The organism is Luteococcus japonicus, assembly GCF_003752415.1.
Taxonomy (GTDB): Bacteria; Actinomycetota; Actinomycetes; order Propionibacteriales; family Propionibacteriaceae; genus Luteococcus; species Luteococcus japonicus.
This window is the reverse complement of sequence record NZ_RKHG01000001.1, coordinates 1,384,826-1,402,036: the sequence shown is the minus strand read 5'-3', so window position 1 is coordinate 1,402,036 and position 17,211 is coordinate 1,384,826. Positions and strand designations below refer to the sequence as shown.

Sequence of the window (17,211 nt, the reverse complement as noted above, 5' to 3'; positions counted from 1 at the left end):
GTGGCGTCACCTGTGTGGGCTGCTCCCTACGAGCTTCCCCCGGCACGGGCGCAAAGCGGGCGAAGGGGCCGACCTAAACGCCGGTCCGCAAGGGTCGGCGTTCCGCATTTGCGCACCCCCCTACGCACCACGGTGCCCCAGAGTCTATTTGAGGGGCATGCCGCCAGTGAGGTAGGCCAAGAAGGGATGTGCGCCAGATGGATGCCGCAACTTGGACAGCACCTTGCGTTGTGCCGACTGGGCCACGGCTTCGCAAGTGTCGATGTAGGACATAGCCGAGTCGACGTCGATTCGGTTTGCGGCGTCCCCGTGTGCGTAGTTGTTGCGCAGCCTGGTCAGATCTCGAATCACGCTGCCGAACTCAGAGTCCAGGCCAAGGTCTCGCACCATCTGTGTGCTCGAGGCCTGCCATCTTGTTTCATCGGGATTGTCGATCGCCCAGGCGGCTCGTAGGCAGCGCTCCATCTCCCCATGAGCCGTGAGGATCCCAGCGGGTGTTGACACGGGAACGATGCGTCGTGCTTCCTCGAAATCAGGATCGGTCATCAGGTCAATAAGACTGCGGTCCAGACGGCGTGCTGCGGCCGGAGTCAAGGACCGGGTCCAGTCGGGTTCGTGACGATCCTCCCTCGAGACCCGCGGGCCCTTCTGGGCGGTGGTCATGCGCGCTTGGCTCAGGGCTTGCCGATGGCGAGCTGCTCTGGCCCTTCGGCTGTGGCTGGCGATGGTCAGCCTCTTCATGTGGGGTTGGTGAAACCGTCGCCCGATGGTCATCGCTGCCCGCCTGTTCCTCCTGATCCTGCAAGCGTTCGACAGTTTCTCCCAGAGCCTTGGTTTCCGTAGCAAAGTCGGCGTCAAAGCCGGCCAGGCTAGCCGACTTCATGTCTCCAATCTTTGCGGCGATCGGACCTTTGAAAAAGATGAGCGCGACTAGGGCGATCCCCGGCCAGCACAGAACCTGAAGGTACTGGAGGATCAACGTCCAGTTGAAGATGCAGGCAAGGGCAGTATGCACGAGGTAAGTCTTGAAAGCCGGAAGGTTTGAGTTCTAGCAACGTAGCTGGTTCAGCTTGCGCAGACCTGCTTGGTCGGCGGCGGTTCCGAGATGATGGAGGTAGCGGTTCGTCGTGGCGATGGACTCGTGGCCCATCCACTGCTGAACAGTTCCAGGGTCGACGCCGCGGGCCAGCCAGAGGCAGGCGGCGGTGTGGAGCAGGTCGTGGATGCGGCGTCCTTGGCCGGTGGTCTGCCAGTGGATGGCGCGGAGAACTGCTGAACGGTGGAGCTGGCTCCCGTTGCTCGTCGTGAGGAGCAGGTCGGACGGGAACTTCCCACTGCTGAGCGACAGCACGATGGGAAGGACTCTGTTTGCCAGGGGCACTCGCCATCCTCGGTCCAGCCCATGGGCACGCGGTCGAGCGCCGGGGCCATTCCCAGGGCCGGCACCTGGCGTGCGGGAACGATGCCAAGCGGGTGGCCGTACGACCAGATGAGCTGGCACGTGAGGCCAGACCCAGGCAGGACGCGGAACCGTCGTGCACTCATGGCCATGCGGAGTTGTTCGGCCGTGGCGCACGGAGGCGAGTTGGGGCCGGAAGCTCGAACGGGCCAGCTCGCGGGTGGTGACCGTATCCTGATCGCGGAACAGGCCGTCCACCACGGCCGCGGTGACGGGGTACTGACTGGCTCGTCCAGGTACCTTCGCGAGCGTCCAGCACAAGGAGTACCGGCCGCGCCTCACCTCGGTGGCTGTGACCAGTCCGTCGACGATGGCCTGCAGGACGGCAGCCTCGTGGGCCAACACATCGGCAGTGCCGCGACGCAGGACGGCCACCTCTCCCGGGTGAGTGCTGGCTGGACTGCCGGAGGCATGGACGGTCTGAGCCTGTCGGTTCTGGAACCGGAATCCTGACCGACGACGATGACGCAACAAGGCTGCTCCGAGTAGCAGGACGACGACGAGCCCGACGATGTTGAACAAGCTGGGGCGCACCGCTGCCCCAGGCGGGGACAGGTGGCGAGCCGCGTCTGGTCAGTGGCGAAGGTGCCCTCGTTCACCGCGCCGTCGATGGAGAGTGATTCGCCGCGATCCAAGTGGCTCTGGTGAATGGTGATGGTCTGATCCGAGAGGCGCACAGTGGTGCACGGGTCCAGGTTCCCAGTGGCGCAGGTGACGACGCTCACCTGCCCAGGCATCTCCAGGGCGACGTCAACATCCTCCAGAGGCATCTCAAAGCCGGTCGGGATCACTTGCCAACTGGTCCGGTCGCCGACCCGAGACAGGCCCGTCGCGACGTACTCCGGCACATAGCGCTGGCGTCCGGAGACCTCGCCGATATGGACGGCGAGGCTGTCGAGGCCCCCATTCCACCTGGACGTCGACAGCCTCATGTCAGCCGGTGCACCGCTGGGGGGAAGACGCCCGGATCTCGTGATAGGTGTGCAGCCTGGAGGTGCGGGAATTCTCTCCCGGCAACGGGGTTTGCGTGGGCAAGGCGATCCAGATGCCGTGCGCCTCCACATCGGCGAAGTCAACGGTGAACTCGAGGCGGGCGTGCAGCCCTCCCCGCTCATCGACAATGCCGCGGGCATCCAATGACGTTGCCGAACACCTGCTCGACGAACGCGCGGTCATTGCGCTTCATCGGTCCTCCCGGAATGTGCGCTCCCGCGAGGAGGCGAGGTAGCCCAGCCGGTGGGCCGCTACCAACCAGCCACCGACGATCGCCACGGCGCGCACGGGACGGGCGGTGCGGGGCACTCCCGCGGCACGCAGCCGACGCGTCGCCCACCACCACTGGGGCAGCACGACGGTGGGGGAGGTGGCCACACCCGTCGTGTAGCGCCGCATCAACGCCGAGCCGGCCAGGTGTCCGAAGCCATGCGCCCCGAAGACCAACTGGATGTCCTGGTACAGCCAGCCGCGGCCCCGGGTGCGGATGCCGTCCACCGTGCCAGCGGCGAGGAGGACGCCCATCGTCGCCACGCCGACGCGGACATGGGTCTGCGACAGACCCGTCGTGGGCGCCATGGTGAGCAATTCCTCGCCATCATTGGCCAGGAAGGATCCCCACAGGGACAGCGGGACCAGCCAGCGGTCCCGGCCGTCGAGCACGCCGTCCATCAACCCCTCCGTTCCTGCGACGAGTGGTGCCGACGCCCACGCTAACGCCACGGGTGGAGCAGCCCGGGCACCCCCATCTTCCCGATCGAGCGCTGACGGGTCTTGGGCACGTTCACACTGCACTGGGGTGCGGAATTCACTCGATCGCGACGGGAGGTGGCCCACTTCCCAACAGCCACTCGCCCAACCAATCTCAACCCGTCGGTTGAGCGATGTCCTCCTTCCGGCGGACACGGATGAACCCACGTCACGGGAATGATGGAAGCATGATCCAGATTGAGCACCTGACCAAGCGCTACGGCAACTTCACCGCCGTCGACGACGTCACCTTCACTGCCCAACCCGGCCGTGTCACCGGATTCCTCGGCCCGAACGGCGCCGGCAAGTCCACCCTGATGCGGATGCTGTGCGGTCTCACCCCGCCCACCTCGGGCAGCGCCACGGTGCTCGGCATGAAGTACGCGGACCTGCCCAACCCCATCCAGCACGTCGGCGTGATGCTCGACGCCGCGGCCCAGCACCCCGGCCGCACCGGCGCCGAGGTGCTCTCCCTGGCCGGCCTGATCGCCGGCGCCTCCAAGTCCCGCGTCGCCGAGATGACCGACATGGTGGGCCTCACTCCCGCCGAGACCAAGCGACGCGTCAAGGACTACTCGCTGGGCATGCGTCAGCGCCTCGGCATCGCCGGTGCCCTGATGGGGGACCCCAAGGTGCTGGTCCTCGACGAGCCCGCCAACGGCCTGGACCCGGCTGGCATCCACTGGATGCGCGGCCTGCTGGGCGACTACGCCGCCAACGGCGGCACCGTGCTACTCAGCTCCCACCTGCTGGGCGAGGTGCAGGTGATCGCCCATGACCTGGTGATGATCGGCCACGGCAAGATCGTCGCCCAGGGGTCCATGCAGGAACTACTGGCCTCCAAGGAGACCGGCTGCGTGGTTGACTCGATGACCCGCTCGGACCTCGTCGCCGCCGTCCAGGCCGCCGGCGGAACCATCACCCAGCGCCCCGACGGCGCCTTCAACGCCAGCCTGCTGCCGCCCGAGATGGGGCAGGTGGCCATCGACGCCAAGGTGCCGCTGGTGCTGCTGCGTGAACGTGACCAGAACAACCTCGAGCAGATCTTCCTCAACCTCACCCAGGACACGGCCCGTCAGGAGATCCGATGAGCACCATTGCCACCACCGCCCCCGCCGCCGTCGAGCGCCCCACCGGCAAGGGCCTGTCCTTCGGCCGCCTGCTGCACGTCGAGTTGCGAAAGCAGGTGGACACCCGTGGTGGACGGGGCCTGCTGATCGCCATTGCCGTCATCACCGCGCTCGTGCTGGGCGTGATGATGTACGTCAACCGCCATGACGGCGCCAGCTTCTCCGCCCTGGTGATGGCCACAGCCTCGCCGCAGGGCATGCTGATCCCCGTGCTGGGCATCATCGCCGCCTGCAACGAGTGGTCCCAGCGCACCGCCCTGATCACCTTCACCCAGGAGCCTCGACGCTGGCGCGTGGTCGCCGCCAAGACGCTGGCCGCCATCATCTGGGCGACGGCCTTCCTGCTGCTGGCCTGGGGCCTGGCCGCGCTGACCCACGTCGTGCTTGCACAGATCAACAACACTCCGGTGGACTTCGACATGACCGGCAAGCAGTACCTGGCCGGATGGGTCGACCAGATGGTCGGCGTCGTGATGGGCCTCGGCTTCGGTTTCCTGCTGCTGATCACGCCGCTGGCGATTGCCGCCTACTACGTCGCACCCTCGCTGGTGTCTGGCCTCACCATGGCGATCCCCGCCCTGCGGGGACGCGGCGGCTGGGTCAACACCCTGTCGGCGCCCATCGCGCAGCAGCCCCTGATGGAGGGCATGCCCGTGCAGGACAATGTGTGGGCCAAGTTCGCCACGTCGATGCTGCTCTGGGTGGTCATCCCCTTCGCCGTCGGCACGATGCGGGTGCTGCGTCGCGAAGTGAAGTAGTTCCCGACGCGAAAGACCCGTCGTCAGCCGAGCGCGCCCTCCAGTTCCAGGAGGGCGCGCTTTGCGTCCAGCCCACCCAGGTATCCGCCCAGACTGCCGTCGCGGCGCAACACCCGGTGGCAGGGGAGCACGACGGGCAGCGGGTTGGTGGAGCAGGCGGTTCCGACGGCGCGAACGGCCGTCGGGCGCCCGATGAGCTCTGCCAACTCCTTGTAGGTCAGGGTGGTGCCGTACTCGATCCCGGGCAGCGCCTGCTGCACCTGCAGCCGGAATCCCGACGACAGCGCATGGTCCAGCGGCAGGTCGAAGCCAGTGCGGGTTCCCGCGAAGTACTCGTCGAGCTGGGCAGCCGCGGCCGCGAGCATCGGGTCATCCGCCGCGACGGAGTTCCCTACGCGTGCGGCCAGCTCCGCCAGGACGACGTCGAAACCTTCCATCTCGAAGGCGACGCGCACCAGCCCCTGGTCCGTGGCGGCCAGCAGGAGCGAGCCGACGGGGGACTGGACGGTGCAGTGGGCGACGGTGGTCATGGGAGCCACGGTAGGGCCACCATGGCCTTGCCGGGCATCAGTCCAGCTCCTTGGCCCAGCGGCCCTGACCGTCGGGCACGAACCCCACCCGCTCCAGGTAGCTGCGGTGGAAGTCCGGCGCTTGGTCTGCCAGCACTCGTCGCACGCCCAGGTCGTGCAGCACCTTCTGCCCGTCTCCCTGGTAGAGCCACTGTCCGAGCCGGGAATCGCGGTAGGGAGCCATCACGTAGTCAAGCACCAGCTGGAACTCGTCGCCCTCCCGCTGGCCGATCACGGCTCCGGCCGGGAGTCCGTCGCGGATCAGGAGCAGTGCGGTGGCGTCCACCGGCACTCCGCTGAAGGTGGGTTGGATCCGGGCGATGTCCTGCCGGTGGGAGGCGATGAAGTCCGCCAGGAAGGGCGCATCGGGGCTGATGGTCACCGCCCCCAGGTCCCGAGGACGGCCGAGCTCCCGTCGCAGGTTCCACACATTCAGCCCGGCGATGATGGCATTGGTGAGCACGATGGGCCAGGAGTGGATCATCACGCCATAGGCCACGTAGACCACCGAGCCGATGAACGAGATCACGCGCAGCTTCACCACCGACGTCATCGCCAGTGACGCGACGATCAAGGCCGAGGCCAGGTATCCGATCAGTTCCGTGGTGCCCATGGCGACGAGGCTAGGCCCCCGAGGGCCATACGCCGGAGCTGCCCCGTCGCCACGACCCCATCAGGTGGGTGTCGACGATACCAACGGCCTCCATCAGCGCGAACATCGTCGTCGGTCCGACGTGCGCGAAACCCGCCTTCTTCAAGGCCTTGGACAGCGACACCGACTCCGGGGACTGGCTGGGGACCTCTGTGTAGTCTCGCGGGGCCGGCGTCGTGGCGGGCCGAAAGCCCCAGATGAAGTCCACCAGTCCGCCCTGTTCACGCAGGGCGACCGTGGCCCGGGCATTGGTGATGGTCGCGTCGATCTTGCGGCGGTTGCGCACGATCCCCGCGTCGGTGAGCAGACGCTCCCGGTCCTTGTCGTCGAAGGCGGCCACCGCGTCGGGGGCGAAGTTGGCAAAGGCCGCCCGGAAGTTCTCCCGTTTGCGCAGGATCGTCGCCCAGCTCAACCCGGACTGGAAGGCCTCCAGGCTCAGCCGCTCGAAGAGCCCGCGCTCGTCGCGCACCGGCATGCCCCATTCGGTGTCGTAGTAGTGGCGCATCAACTCGTCGTGCGCCGCCCACACCGGCCGCGCCCGGCCGTCCTCACCCGTCACCAGCTCACCCATGCAGACATGGTGACAGGTGCCGCTGACAAAAGGATCAGACGTAGCGTGTGGCTGCCTCCCTCAAGGCGTCCGTGTGGTTGTAGATGTCGCTGATCTGCTCCAGCGGGATGCGAGTCTCGGATTTCGCCTCATCGAGCAGTCCCAAGTATTTGGTGCCGCCATTGAAGTGAAGGCGACAGACAGGCTTGCGATTGCTGTTGTCGATGAGGACGCTGAAGTAGCTCTTGGCGTCTCGCGAATGAATGCGCTGAAGTTCGATGCACGAACAGATGATTGCCCTGACGATGTGGTAGGCCTCCATTTCCTCCAATGTGGTCTCGATTCCAGAGTCTTCCGTTGTTTCGGGGGAGAGCTTTGTCGAGGCTTCCGGGGTGGGGAGTTCCGCGTCGGCGGACTGCGGGAAGTTCTGGTTTCCCAGTGCCGCCTTGAGTCGTTCGTTCACCTGGTCACCGATGTACTGCGAGAAGCTCTTGGTGACAAGGTAGGAGAACTGTTCTGAGACCTTGGACGTGATGCGCCCGTCGTAGACGCGCGAGGTGAAGACTCGCACGAAGTCATCCGTGGGTTCTTTGCGCTGGGCCGCGATCACCCGTTTGATCGCGCTGACGTACTTGAGCTCACCGGCACTGCTGATGACCGATTCGAGGTCGAAGACCTCCTTGCTGAGCTTGCTGAGCTCCGGAACGATCGCGTCATCGATGTCGCTGAGGTCCAACACAAGGAAGGGCTTCTCGTCCATCTTGTTGGGCGCATCAAGGTCCGTGTAGAAGCGATACTCTTCGCCATTGGTCAAGCACGCGATCCTGGCAGTCGTGACATGGAAGTACCGGAACAGCTGGGAAGCGTTTTCCAGTGACAGGGGTTCGCCCACCTTCTTGCACTCAATCAGCATCTGCACTTGGCCATCACGCAAAATGGCGTAGTCGATCTTCTCGCCCTTCTTCAGGCCGACATCAGCGATGAATTCGGGTACGACCTCGTTGAGGTTGAAGACGTCGTAACCCAGCACAGTGGCGATGAAGGGCATGATCAACGACGTCTTGGTTGCCTCCTCGGTCTGCACGGCAGACTTGTCCTGGCGGACCTTCTTGGCCATTGCAGCCAACTTCTCACCGAATTCCATGATTCCGTTCCTCCTTGAACGTGACGATGAGCAGCATAGTTCTCGGCGGTCCCCGGTGCAGCGCATGAGGCGGATTCTCAGCATTGTTCACCTCCTCGTCGTTCGGGCGCCCTAGCCTCGATCTTTCATAGGGCCCGGCTGACCGACGGTCCAGCGTCGCTGCCGGTCTCGTAGTCATGATTCTGGCATGGGGGTGTGACAAGTTCCCGCATGTCGTTGCGGGTGGGCGTCGGTTCCACTGGTCGAAGAGATGCTGCTGATCGTCGGGTCGGGTGGCGGTGTGGTCAGGGTGGCGTGAGGGCTGCGAGCCGGTTCCAGCCGTCGAAGATCAGTGTGGACCAGGGGTTGTTCCGCTTGAGGTGCAGGATGGTGCGCCTTCCCGTGTGGGCCAACGTGGCGGCGATCGTGAAGATGCGGTGGCGCAGGGTCTTGGGTTCCCATCGCCTGGCGGGGCCGTCGAGGCAGAGCATGGCCATCCAGGCGAGCAAGTCGCTGGCCAGCTGGACGATGAGCAGCCAGATGCGATTCTGGTCATAGCCCTGCAACGGCAGGTTGGTCAGGCCGGTGTCTTTGGCGGTGCGGATGCGGTCCTCACAACGGGCGCGGCGGCGGTGCCGCATCTCCAAATCAGCCAACTGGCCTCTGGCAGTGTTGGTGACGAAGGCGGTGAGCCGGTAGCCATCGACGTCATCAAAGCGGAGCTGGGCGCCGGGGTGGGGTCGTTCCCGGCGCACGATCACTCGCATCCCGGTGGGGTAGCCCTTCAACAGGTCTTTGGCGGTGAGGAGGTCGGTGAACTCGACCACTGCTGCGCCGTCGCGGACCTGGCCGTCGGCGTTGTAGGCATCCTGCCACGCGGCCTCGGGAACAAGGTGATACAACTCCGGGGTGCTCATCGGCAGCGTGAAGCCGATCGAGTACGACACCCCCTTGCTGGAGAGGAAGCCGAGAAGCTGTTTGGAACCACCAGCCCCGTCAGTACGGATCAACACCTTGCGGCCGGGCCTGCTCGGGTTGATCCCGGGCACCTGTTTCAACGCGGAGCGGATGACGGTTTCGTGATCCGACGCGGTGTTCGACCCCGCATTGCCCGCTCGTAACAGCCCCGCTACCGGTTCGCCGGTCCCGTCGGGGCCATGGTCGACAAACGCCAACAACGGATGGAAGCCGTAACCCTTCTTGAACGTCGCTCGGGCCTGCTCCTTGTCACTGTGAGAGGTGATCAAGGTCGCGTCCAGGTCGATGATGACCGGCTTGTCAGCAGTCGCGTCATGGCCGGGGGCTTTGTCGTCTGCCAGGCCCCACACGAGGTCACGGGCTGCTGCTCTGGCCTTCGCCACGGCCTTCTCCACTCGGTCGACATCGGCCGCGAGGGCGGTGATGGTGCGGGAGATCGTGGGATCGGAGGCCACCGGGCCATAGATTCCGGGTTCGCTGCGTAGTAGGGCGGCGTCACGGCAGGAATCCCCGCCCAGCACCAGTGACATGGCCAGGTCCAGCAGCACCTTCGCCGGATCATGCTTCGCGAGGGGTTTGCGCCACAGCCCGAGCGCCTGGCTCAACACCAGGCCCAGGCCGGAGGCCTCCACGGTCCGGGTGAGCAACACCCCGCCCGCCTGACCCACCGCCGGAACGTTTGCGCGGTCAACTCGGACACACGGATACATCCGGCTACGCTTGTTCACCTGGGAAGTGCTCCTTCAACCACGCTGATACAGACCTAGACAATCGGTATCTTCGCAGGTCAGCGGGCACTTCCCTCCTTCACGTCCAGCCACCCCCGTGAAATCTCCGGGCTAGCCTGCGCCCCATGACCGCCCCCGCCACCCTCGCCCGTCGCCTGGGCCTCTTCGACGCCGTGATGATCGGTCTGGGCTCGATGCTGGGGGCCGGGGTCTTCGTCGCCTTCGCCCCTGCGGCGAGGGCCGCCGGGGATGCGCTGCTGGTGAGCCTGGCCATCGCCGCCGTCGTGGCCTTCTGCAATGCCACCTCCTCCGCCCAGCTCGCGGCCCGGTATCCGACCAGCGGCGGCACCTACTTCCACGGCCGCGAGGAACTGGGACCCTGGCCCGGCTTCCTGGCCGGCTGGTGCTTCGTGATCGGCAAGACCGCCTCGGTGGCCGCGATGGCGCTCACTGCCGCCGCCTACCTGGTGCCCGACGCGTGGCAGCGCCCCGCCGCAGTTGCCATCGTCTGGGCCCTGGCGGCGGCCAACCTGCGGGGCATCACCCGCACCGCCCGGATCACCCGCCTGCTGGCCTTCACCCTGCTCGCGGTGCTGGCCCTCGTCGTCGCGCTGGGGTGGACCGGCGGAGGCGCGTCCGGGCCATCGCACCCCACTCCGACCAGTGCGCTCGGCATCCTGCAGGGCGCGGGCCTGCTCTTCTTCGCCTTCGCCGGCTACGCCCGGATTGCGACGATGGGGGAGGAGGTGGTGGAGCCTCGACGGACGATTCCGCGCGCCATCGTGCTCGCGCTCGGCATTGCCCTGATGGTCTACCTGGCCGTCGGCACCACCCTGCTGCACACCCTCGGTGCCCGAGCGCTGGGGGCCAGTACCGCTCCGGTGGCGTCACTGGTGCAGGCCGTCGACGCTGACAGGGCCTCCCCGCTGGTGCGCCTCGGCGCTGCGGCCGCGGCAGTCGGGGCCGTGCTGAACCTGATGACCGGGATCGGGCGCACCTCCTTGGCGATGGCCCGGGAAGGTGACCTGCCCCGTGCGTTGGCCGTCATCGAACCCGTCCACCAGGTTCCCCGTCGTGCCGAGCTCACCCTGGCCGGCGTCGTCACCGTCCTGGTGCTGCTCACGGACCTGCGCGGTGCCATCGGCTTCTCCAGCTTCGGGGTGCTGCTCTACTACTTCGTCGCCAATGCCGCCGCCTGGCACCAGTCCGAGGATCGGCGCTACCCGAGTTTCCTGCAGGGCTTGGGAATGGCGCTCTGCCTGCTGCTGGTGGCGACTCTGCCGTGGACCTCTGTGGTGGCCGGTGTGGCGGTGCTGGCCACCGGTGCGGTGGGCCGACTGATCGTCCGACACGGATCCTGTGAGGCCAGAACAGAGTGAAAAGAAGGGGGCTGCTGCCGTAGTGGCAGCAGCCCCCGTCCCATGTTCTCTGTTGTGGCCGGCCCGGATCAGCGCAGCGGGTTGTTCTCCCGGTGCCGCTTGGCCGGGTCGTACTTCTCGTACGGGCGGTCCTCTTCACCGTCGACGGTGTAGATGCCGGGCGCATCAAGCACCAGGTTGGAGCCACCGGCCGCGTCGGAGAGGTAGCGCGGGGCGATCGCCTTGGAGATGTGCCAGAGGATCACGGTGACCAGCGTGCCCAGCGCAATGCCGCCCAGGGTGAAGTTCTCGCTGAACTTCAGTGAGACGTCGCCGATGCCGATGATGATGCCGGCGGCGACGGGAACCAGGTTGACCGGATTGCCGAAGTCAACCTTGTTCTCCTTCCAGATCTTGGCGCCGAGCAGGCCGATCATGCCGTAGAGCACCACGCAGATGCCGCCCAGCACACCGCCGGGCGTCGCCGAGATGACGGCACCGAACTTGGGGGAGAAACCGAAGCAGATGGCCACCAGCGCAGCCACCACGTAGGCGGCGGTGGAGTAGACGCGGGTGGCGGCCATCACACCGATGTTCTCGGCATAGGTGGTGGTGGGGCCGGCGCCCGCACCGGTGGCGATCATGGAGGTGAGGCCGTCGGCGACAATGGCCCGGCCCATGGACTCGTCGAGGTTCTTGCCCGTCATCTCCGCGACGGCCTTCACATGCCCGGTGTTCTCTGCAATCAGGGCAATGACCACCGGCAGCGCCACCAGGGTGAAGGCCAGGCTGAAGTGCGGCCAGTGGAAACCGAGCACATTGTTGGCGGCGCCGTACTTCCAGCCGGCCAGGTCTGTCACCGGCGGCAGGCCGAACCAGTCCGCGGACTTCACATTGGTCCAGTCGACGCGGTAGGCGGTGGTGCTCTGGCCACCCACCACGCGCGTGATGGGGCCCAGCACCCGGTCGAAGACCGCGCTCAGGGCATAGCCGAAGATCAGCGACAGGAAGATGGCGATGCGGCCCAGGAAGCCGCGCAGGCCCACCGAGAGGCAGACCACGACGAGCATCACGATGAAGGCGGTCCACTGGTCCTGCGGCCAGTAGGTCCCGGCGACGACGGGGGCCAGGTTGAAGCCGATCAGCATCACCACGGCGCCGGTCACCACGGGCGGCAGGGCACGGTGGATGACGCGAGCGCCGGCGAGGTGGATCACCACGCCGACCAGGAAGAGGGCCAGGCCGACGAAGAACAGGGCGCCCGAGACGTCGGCCGGATTGCCTCCCATCGTGTAGATGGCGGTGGCCACACCCACGAAGCTGGCCGAGCTGCCCAGGTAGCTGGGCACCTTGTTGCCGGTGAGGGCCAGGAAGAGCAGGGTGGCGACGCCACTCATCATCACGGCGAGCTGCGGGTTGAGCCCCATCAGGAGCGGGAAGACGAAGGTGGCGCCGAACATGGCCACCACGTGCTGTGCGCCGAGCCCGATCGTCTTGCCCCAACTGAGGCGCTCGTCGGGGGCCACCACGGCTCCCGGTTCAAGATGTCCGTTGCCGTGCAGCTTCCAGATCACGTGATCTCCCTTTCGTCCGGCTCATTGTACGGACCGTCGGGAGGCTGCATGACCGCGGACCCGAGCCCCGGTACTCAGATCCAGGACTTGAACCACATCCGGGCCATCCACGCCTTGCGGGTGAGCAGGCCGTCGGTGAGGATCGGGTAGATGAAGGCGAAGTTCGCCGCGACGGCTGCCACGGCGGCTCCGGCGATCCGGGCCCCGCGACGACGGTGCGGCCCATCGGCCGGACCGATGATCTTGCCCAGACACATGGCAAGGATCGTGACGGTGAACGGGATGATGCAGATGGCGTAGAAGAAGAACAACGGCCGGTCCATGTACTTGAACCAGGGCAGGTAGGTGCTGGCCATGGCGACGATCGGCAGGCCGAAGCGCCAGTCCCGTCCGGCAACCCAGAAGGCCAGCCCGGCGAAGAGGGCCGCCAGCGCCATCCACCAGAGCAGGGGGGTGCCGGCGCCGGAGATGACCCGCAGACAGGTGTCATTGACGGCCTCGCACCCGTCGACGCCGGGCTTGATGTCGTTGACCGCGTCGATGCCGATTGGCCGGTACATGATCAGCCAGCCCCACGGATTGGCCTCGTAGACGTGGGTGGCGGTCATCATGCCGCTGCCGGTGTGGAAGTTGTACATGTCCTGGTGGTAGTGCATCAGGGAACCCAGCGGGGCCCCGAAGAATCGCACCAGCCAGTGGTCCGGGTGCTCGGCGCCCCAACCGCGTCCCCAACCGCCGTGGGTGGTCAACCAGCCGGTCCAGCAGGCCAGGTAGACGGGTACCGCCACCACCACGAGGTGGATGAAGGCCGGGATGCCGTCGCGCAGCAGCGAGGACCAGGCACGCGGCCCGGCGCCCGACAGCCGACGGGCGCTGACGTCCCAGACCACGGACACGATGCCCATGCTGGCCAGCACGAACAGGGAGTTCCACTTCACGCCGATCGCCAGCCCGAACAGGATGCCGGCCGCCAGCCGCCAGGGGCGGAAGAGCAAGGCGGGGCCGAAGCGGCCGCCCAGGTCATCCAGGCCGTGACGGGTCAGGTGGCGGGCCAGGCGGTGCCGGAACCAGTCACGGTCTGTCGCCACGCACGCCACAGCGCTGACCAGGAAGAGCGCCTGGAAGATGTCCAGCAGCCCTATCCGGCTCATCGTGAAGGCCAGCCCGTCGAGGGTGAGCAACACGCCGGCAATGGCACCCACCAGGGTGGAGCGGGACAGGCGTCGGGCCAACCGGATGGTCACCAGCACCAGCAGGGTGCCCGCCACCAGTGAGCTGAACCGCCACCCGAAGGAGTTCATGCCGAAGAAGTGCTCGCCGACGGCGATCAGCCACTTGCCCAACGGGGGGTGCACCACGAAGCTCGCCTCGGGGCTCCATCCGTCGACCATGCCCTGCGCGATGGCGTCGTTGATCTTGAGCTTGGGATGACCGGGCTGGAAGTCGGGCCACTTGCCCTCGTAGCCCAGGTGCAGCATGGTCCAGGCTTCCTTGGGGTAGTAGGTCTCGTCGAAGACCAGTCCCTTGGGGCGGCCGATGTTCACCCAGCGCAGCACGAAGGCGAAGGCCGTGATGCCCAGCGTCACCAGCCAGGAGACCAGCCGGTCGGGCCTCGGGCCGTCGCTCAGGCGCTCGACGGTGGTCAGGGGCCGCGGGGCCGAGGCAGGTGCGGCGGCGGCACCCACCGGGGACGGGGCGGCGGAAGGCTGCTCGGCTTCGGTCACCCCCGCATCCTATGAGACCGCGCCTTCGATGAGCCGTTCCAGCTGGTCAGGCGTCACAATGGTCAGCATGAGCGACGAGTCCAGCTTCGACGAACCCGACGACCAGCCCGGCCAGAACTCGCCGCTGGGGCGCCAGCTGCGTCCCGATTCCCGGGGGCGGGGCCGCGTGGTGCTGGCGGCCACCCCGATCGGTTCCAGCGTGGATGCGTCGGACAACCTGAAGGCGGTACTTGCCGGCGCCGAGGTGATCGCCGCGGAGGACACCCGTCGATTGCAGACGCTGCTGCGCCGGCTGGGCGTCACCACGCGCGCCCGGGTCGTGTCCTATTTCGAGGGCAACGAGGCCGCCCGCACCCCCGAACTTGTCGCGGACCTGCAGGCCGGTCGCAATGTGGTGGTGGCCACCGATGCCGGGATGCCCGCCGTCAGCGACCCCGGCTTCCGGCTGGTGGGTGCGGCCGTCGAGGAGGGGCTGGAGGTGACCTGTGTGCCCGGGCCCAGTGCCGTGCTGACCGCCCTGGCTGTCTCCGGCCTGCCCGTGGACCGCTTCTGCTTCGAGGGCTTCCTGCCCCGCTCGGGCGGGCCGCGTCGGCGTCGCCTCGACGAGCTGGCCGCAGAGACCCGCACCATGGTCTTCTTTGAGGCGCCGCACCGGCTGGCCGACTTTCTCACCGACAGTGCAGCGGCGCTGGGCGAAGAGCGCCAGGCTGCCGTCTGCCGGGAACTCACCAAGCCCCATGAGGAGGTGGTGCGCGGTGGTCTGGCGGAACTCGCAGCCTGGGCCCCCGAGCACGCTCGCGGGGAGATCTGCGTGGTGGTGGAGGGCGCCCCGCTACGGGACCAGTCGGAGGACGCGCTGGCCCTGGTGCAGCGGCGAATTGCCGACGGGGAGAAGCTGTCGGCCGCCGTCGCGGAGGTGGCGAAGCTGACCGGAGCCAACAAGAAGCAGCTCTACCAGGCCGCGCTGGACGCCCGCTGATCCCCGAGCCCACCCCTCACCGTTCCCCGAGCGTGTCGAGGGGATGGGAGAATGGACCCCATGGACATCCCCGCACGGCTCGCCGAGCTGAAACTCCCTCTGCTCCCGGAGCCGCTGCCCTCACCCGTCGTCGACTCCCACACCCACCTGGACTCCACCCGTGAGTACTCCGGCCTGGACGTGGAGCTCAACCTCGCCGCTGCCGCAGCCGTCGGGGTGGACCGCGTGGTAGAGGTGGGATGTGACGTCGCCTCATCCCGCATTGCCGTCGAGCTGGCTGGACAGTACCCGCAGGTGGTGGCAGCCGTCGCGATGCACCCCAATGACGCCGCGCGCAGCGAGACGCTCGACGCCGACCTCGAGGCCATCGACGCCCTGGCCGCCGCCGGGAGCCATGTCCGCGCGCTCGGCGAGACCGGTCTGGACCACTACCGCACCACCGACGAGGCGCTGCACGCCAAGCAGGAACGCAGCTTCGTGGCCCACATCGAGATGGCCCGTCGGCATGGCAAGACCCTGGTGATCCACCACCGCGACGCGCATGCCGACCTGGTGCGGGTGCTCGGTGAGCAGCAGCTGCCCGAGCGCAACGTGATGCACTGCTTCAGCGGAGATGCGGACTTCGCCCGTGCCTGCCTGGCGCATGACGACGCCGAGCACGGCATGTGGCTCAGCTTCCCCGGTGTGGTCACCTACAAGAACGCGCCCTACCTGTCGGAGGCACTGAGGGCCACCCCCCGTGAGCGGATCCTGGTGGAGACCGACGCCCCCTACCTGACTCCGGTTCCCGCCCGGGGCAAGGCCAATGCGCCCTACCTGGTGCCGCACACGCTGCGTTTCATGGCCGACGTGCTCGACGCCGACCTGGCCGAGCTGTGTCGGCAGGTGCGCAACAACACCTTCGAAGCCTTCGGCGCAAGCTGGGGAGAGGACGACACCAATGCCTGAGACCGGTCTGCTGGACCCTCGATCGGTGCGTTCCCTCGCCGACGAACTCGATCTGAAGCCCACCAAGCAGCGCGGCCAGAACTTCGTGATCGACCCCAACACGGTGCGCCGCATCGTGCAGCTGTCCGGGATCGGCGCCGACGACGTCGTCCTGGAGGTGGGCCCCGGCCTGGGCTCGCTCACGCTGGGCCTGCTGGAGACCGGTGCGGCCGTCACCGCCATCGAGATCGACGAGAAGCTGGCGCCCCGCCTGGCCCGGACCGTCGTCGAGCGGATGCCGGAGGCCAGCGGACGGATGGCAGTGGTCCACTCCGACGCCTTGCAGGTCAACGAACTCGACGGCGATCCGGTGACCGCCCTGGTGGCCAACCTGCCCTACAACGTCTCCGTGCCCGTCCTGCTGCACCTGCTGCAGCACTTCGACTCCTGGCGCAGCGGCTTGGTGATGGTGCAGCTGGAGGTGTGCGACCGCCTGGTGGCCACCCCCGGCAGCAAGATCTACGGCGTGCCGAGCGTGAAGATGGCCTGGTATGCCGAGGCCACCCGGGTGGGCACCGTTCCGCCGAAGGTCTTCTGGCCGGTGCCGAATGTGGACTCCGGCCTGGTGCGGATCATCCGTCGCGAACCTCCCGAGACCACCGCGACACGGGAACAGGTCTTCGCCGTGATCGACGCCGCCTTCGCCCAGCGTCGCAAGATGCTGCGTGCCGCGCTGGCCGGAATGTGTGGTTCCTCGGCTGCCGCCAGCGAGGTGCTGGTGGCTGCCGGGGTGGACCCGCAGGCTCGCGGCGAGGTGCTGGGGATCGAGGACTTCGCCCGGGTTGCCGAGGCGCTGGCGGCCACTCGCGCCAATGACGCCGTGTAGTACAAATTTTGCGTTGCTCACAAGCGTCGATGCCCTGTCTGGTGGACTCCCGAGTGGGCAGCGGGACTGATCT

Annotated in this window: 18 protein-coding genes; 7 read left to right on the top strand and 11 right to left on the bottom strand. The window is 67.1% G+C overall.

The features are described 5' to 3' along the window. Positions 1–144: 144 nt before the first annotated feature. Positions 145–663, bottom strand: coding sequence for a hypothetical protein (locus EDD41_RS16570; protein ID WP_148060493.1), 519 nt, complete (start codon positions 661–663; stop codon positions 145–147). Between the two features lie 103 nt (positions 664–766). Here EDD41_RS16570 and EDD41_RS16805 point away from each other — a divergent pair, with 103 nt between their 5' ends. Continuing rightward, positions 767–934: a hypothetical protein gene (locus tag EDD41_RS16805; RefSeq protein ID WP_170165271.1), complete on the top strand. Its 168-nt coding sequence runs from the start codon at positions 767–769 to the stop codon at positions 932–934. Positions 935–1,048: 114 nt separating this feature from the next. On the opposite strand, the gene EDD41_RS17450 is transcribed toward EDD41_RS16805, so the two are convergent. The 3 genes from EDD41_RS17450 to EDD41_RS06815 form a co-directional block, all read right to left on the bottom strand. Further along, positions 1,049–1,381: a tyrosine-type recombinase/integrase gene (locus EDD41_RS17450; RefSeq protein ID WP_245995557.1), complete on the bottom strand. Its 333-nt coding sequence runs from the start codon at positions 1,379–1,381 to the stop codon at positions 1,049–1,051. Between the two features lie 1,011 nt (positions 1,382–2,392). After that, complete coding sequence (locus EDD41_RS06820; protein WP_123575378.1) at positions 2,393–2,635, bottom strand: hypothetical protein; 243 nt, start codon at positions 2,633–2,635, stop codon at positions 2,393–2,395. Positions 2,636–2,641: 6 nt separating this feature from the next. After that, positions 2,642–3,124: an HXXEE domain-containing protein gene (locus tag EDD41_RS06815; protein WP_123575377.1), complete on the bottom strand. Its 483-nt coding sequence runs from the start codon at positions 3,122–3,124 to the stop codon at positions 2,642–2,644. 266 nt (positions 3,125–3,390) lie between these two features. Here EDD41_RS06815 and EDD41_RS06810 point away from each other — a divergent pair, with 266 nt between their 5' ends. Together EDD41_RS06810 and EDD41_RS06805 are read left to right on the top strand one after the other, a co-directional pair. After that, a complete protein-coding gene (locus EDD41_RS06810) occupies positions 3,391–4,293 on the top strand; it encodes an ABC transporter ATP-binding protein (RefSeq protein ID WP_123575376.1) in 903 nt (300 codons plus the stop codon). After that, entirely contained in the window at positions 4,290–5,090 is an 801-nt protein-coding gene (locus EDD41_RS06805; protein WP_123575375.1) for a hypothetical protein, read from the top strand. The genes EDD41_RS06810 and EDD41_RS06805 overlap by 4 nt, the downstream gene beginning before the upstream one ends. A 23-nt stretch (positions 5,091–5,113) precedes the next feature. On the opposite strand, the gene EDD41_RS06800 is transcribed toward EDD41_RS06805, so the two are convergent. The 5 genes from EDD41_RS06800 to EDD41_RS06780 form a co-directional block, all read right to left on the bottom strand. Continuing rightward, positions 5,114–5,620, bottom strand: coding sequence for a methylated-DNA--[protein]-cysteine S-methyltransferase (locus tag EDD41_RS06800; protein WP_123575374.1), 507 nt, complete (start codon positions 5,618–5,620; stop codon positions 5,114–5,116). A gap of 37 nt (positions 5,621–5,657) precedes the next feature. Further along, complete coding sequence (locus tag EDD41_RS06795; protein WP_123575373.1) at positions 5,658–6,272, bottom strand: PQ-loop repeat-containing protein; 615 nt, start codon at positions 6,270–6,272, stop codon at positions 5,658–5,660. Positions 6,273–6,282: 10 nt separating this feature from the next. Continuing rightward, positions 6,283–6,882, bottom strand: a complete 600-nt coding sequence (locus EDD41_RS06790; protein WP_094765731.1) for a DNA-3-methyladenine glycosylase I — start codon at positions 6,880–6,882, stop codon at positions 6,283–6,285. Positions 6,883–6,916: 34 nt separating this feature from the next. Next, the gene (locus EDD41_RS06785; RefSeq protein ID WP_094765730.1) at positions 6,917–8,005 is read right to left on the bottom strand and encodes a type I restriction endonuclease; all 1,089 of its coding nucleotides are present in this window, start codon (positions 8,003–8,005) and stop codon (positions 6,917–6,919) included. 284 nt (positions 8,006–8,289) lie between these two features. Continuing rightward, positions 8,290–9,690, bottom strand: a complete 1,401-nt coding sequence (locus EDD41_RS06780) for an IS1380 family transposase (RefSeq protein ID WP_123575372.1) — start codon at positions 9,688–9,690, stop codon at positions 8,290–8,292. A 125-nt stretch (positions 9,691–9,815) separates the two neighbouring features. Here EDD41_RS06780 and EDD41_RS06775 point away from each other — a divergent pair, with 125 nt between their 5' ends. Next, positions 9,816–11,069: an APC family permease gene (locus EDD41_RS06775; RefSeq protein WP_123575371.1), complete on the top strand. Its 1,254-nt coding sequence runs from the start codon at positions 9,816–9,818 to the stop codon at positions 11,067–11,069. Positions 11,070–11,137: 68 nt separating this feature from the next. Here the strand turns inward: EDD41_RS06775 and EDD41_RS06770 are convergent, their stop codons facing one another. Together EDD41_RS06770 and EDD41_RS06765 are read right to left on the bottom strand one after the other, a co-directional pair. After that, a complete protein-coding gene (locus tag EDD41_RS06770; protein WP_123575370.1) occupies positions 11,138–12,622 on the bottom strand; it encodes a uracil-xanthine permease family protein in 1,485 nt (494 codons plus the stop codon). A gap of 74 nt (positions 12,623–12,696) precedes the next feature. Next, complete coding sequence (locus EDD41_RS06765; RefSeq protein ID WP_123576904.1) at positions 12,697–14,268, bottom strand: dolichyl-phosphate-mannose--protein mannosyltransferase; 1,572 nt, start codon at positions 14,266–14,268, stop codon at positions 12,697–12,699. 145 nt (positions 14,269–14,413) lie between these two features. Between EDD41_RS06765 and rsmI the strand changes: the two genes are divergently transcribed. From rsmI to rsmA, 3 genes are read left to right on the top strand one after another with little or no spacing between them, the layout of a single operon-like run. Beyond that, positions 14,414–15,325 carry a 16S rRNA (cytidine(1402)-2'-O)-methyltransferase gene (gene rsmI / locus EDD41_RS06760; RefSeq protein ID WP_094765749.1) on the top strand — a complete coding sequence of 304 codons (912 nt, stop codon included), beginning with the start codon at positions 14,414–14,416 and terminating at the stop codon, positions 15,323–15,325. Positions 15,326–15,385: 60 nt separating this feature from the next. Further along, positions 15,386–16,273 carry a TatD family hydrolase gene (locus EDD41_RS06755; protein WP_123575369.1) on the top strand — a complete coding sequence of 296 codons (888 nt, stop codon included), beginning with the start codon at positions 15,386–15,388 and terminating at the stop codon, positions 16,271–16,273. Beyond that, positions 16,266–17,138 carry a 16S rRNA (adenine(1518)-N(6)/adenine(1519)-N(6))-dimethyltransferase RsmA gene (gene rsmA / locus EDD41_RS06750; protein ID WP_094765727.1) on the top strand — a complete coding sequence of 291 codons (873 nt, stop codon included), beginning with the start codon at positions 16,266–16,268 and terminating at the stop codon, positions 17,136–17,138. The genes EDD41_RS06755 and rsmA overlap by 8 nt, the downstream gene beginning before the upstream one ends. The last annotated feature ends 73 nt before the right edge of the window (positions 17,139–17,211 follow it).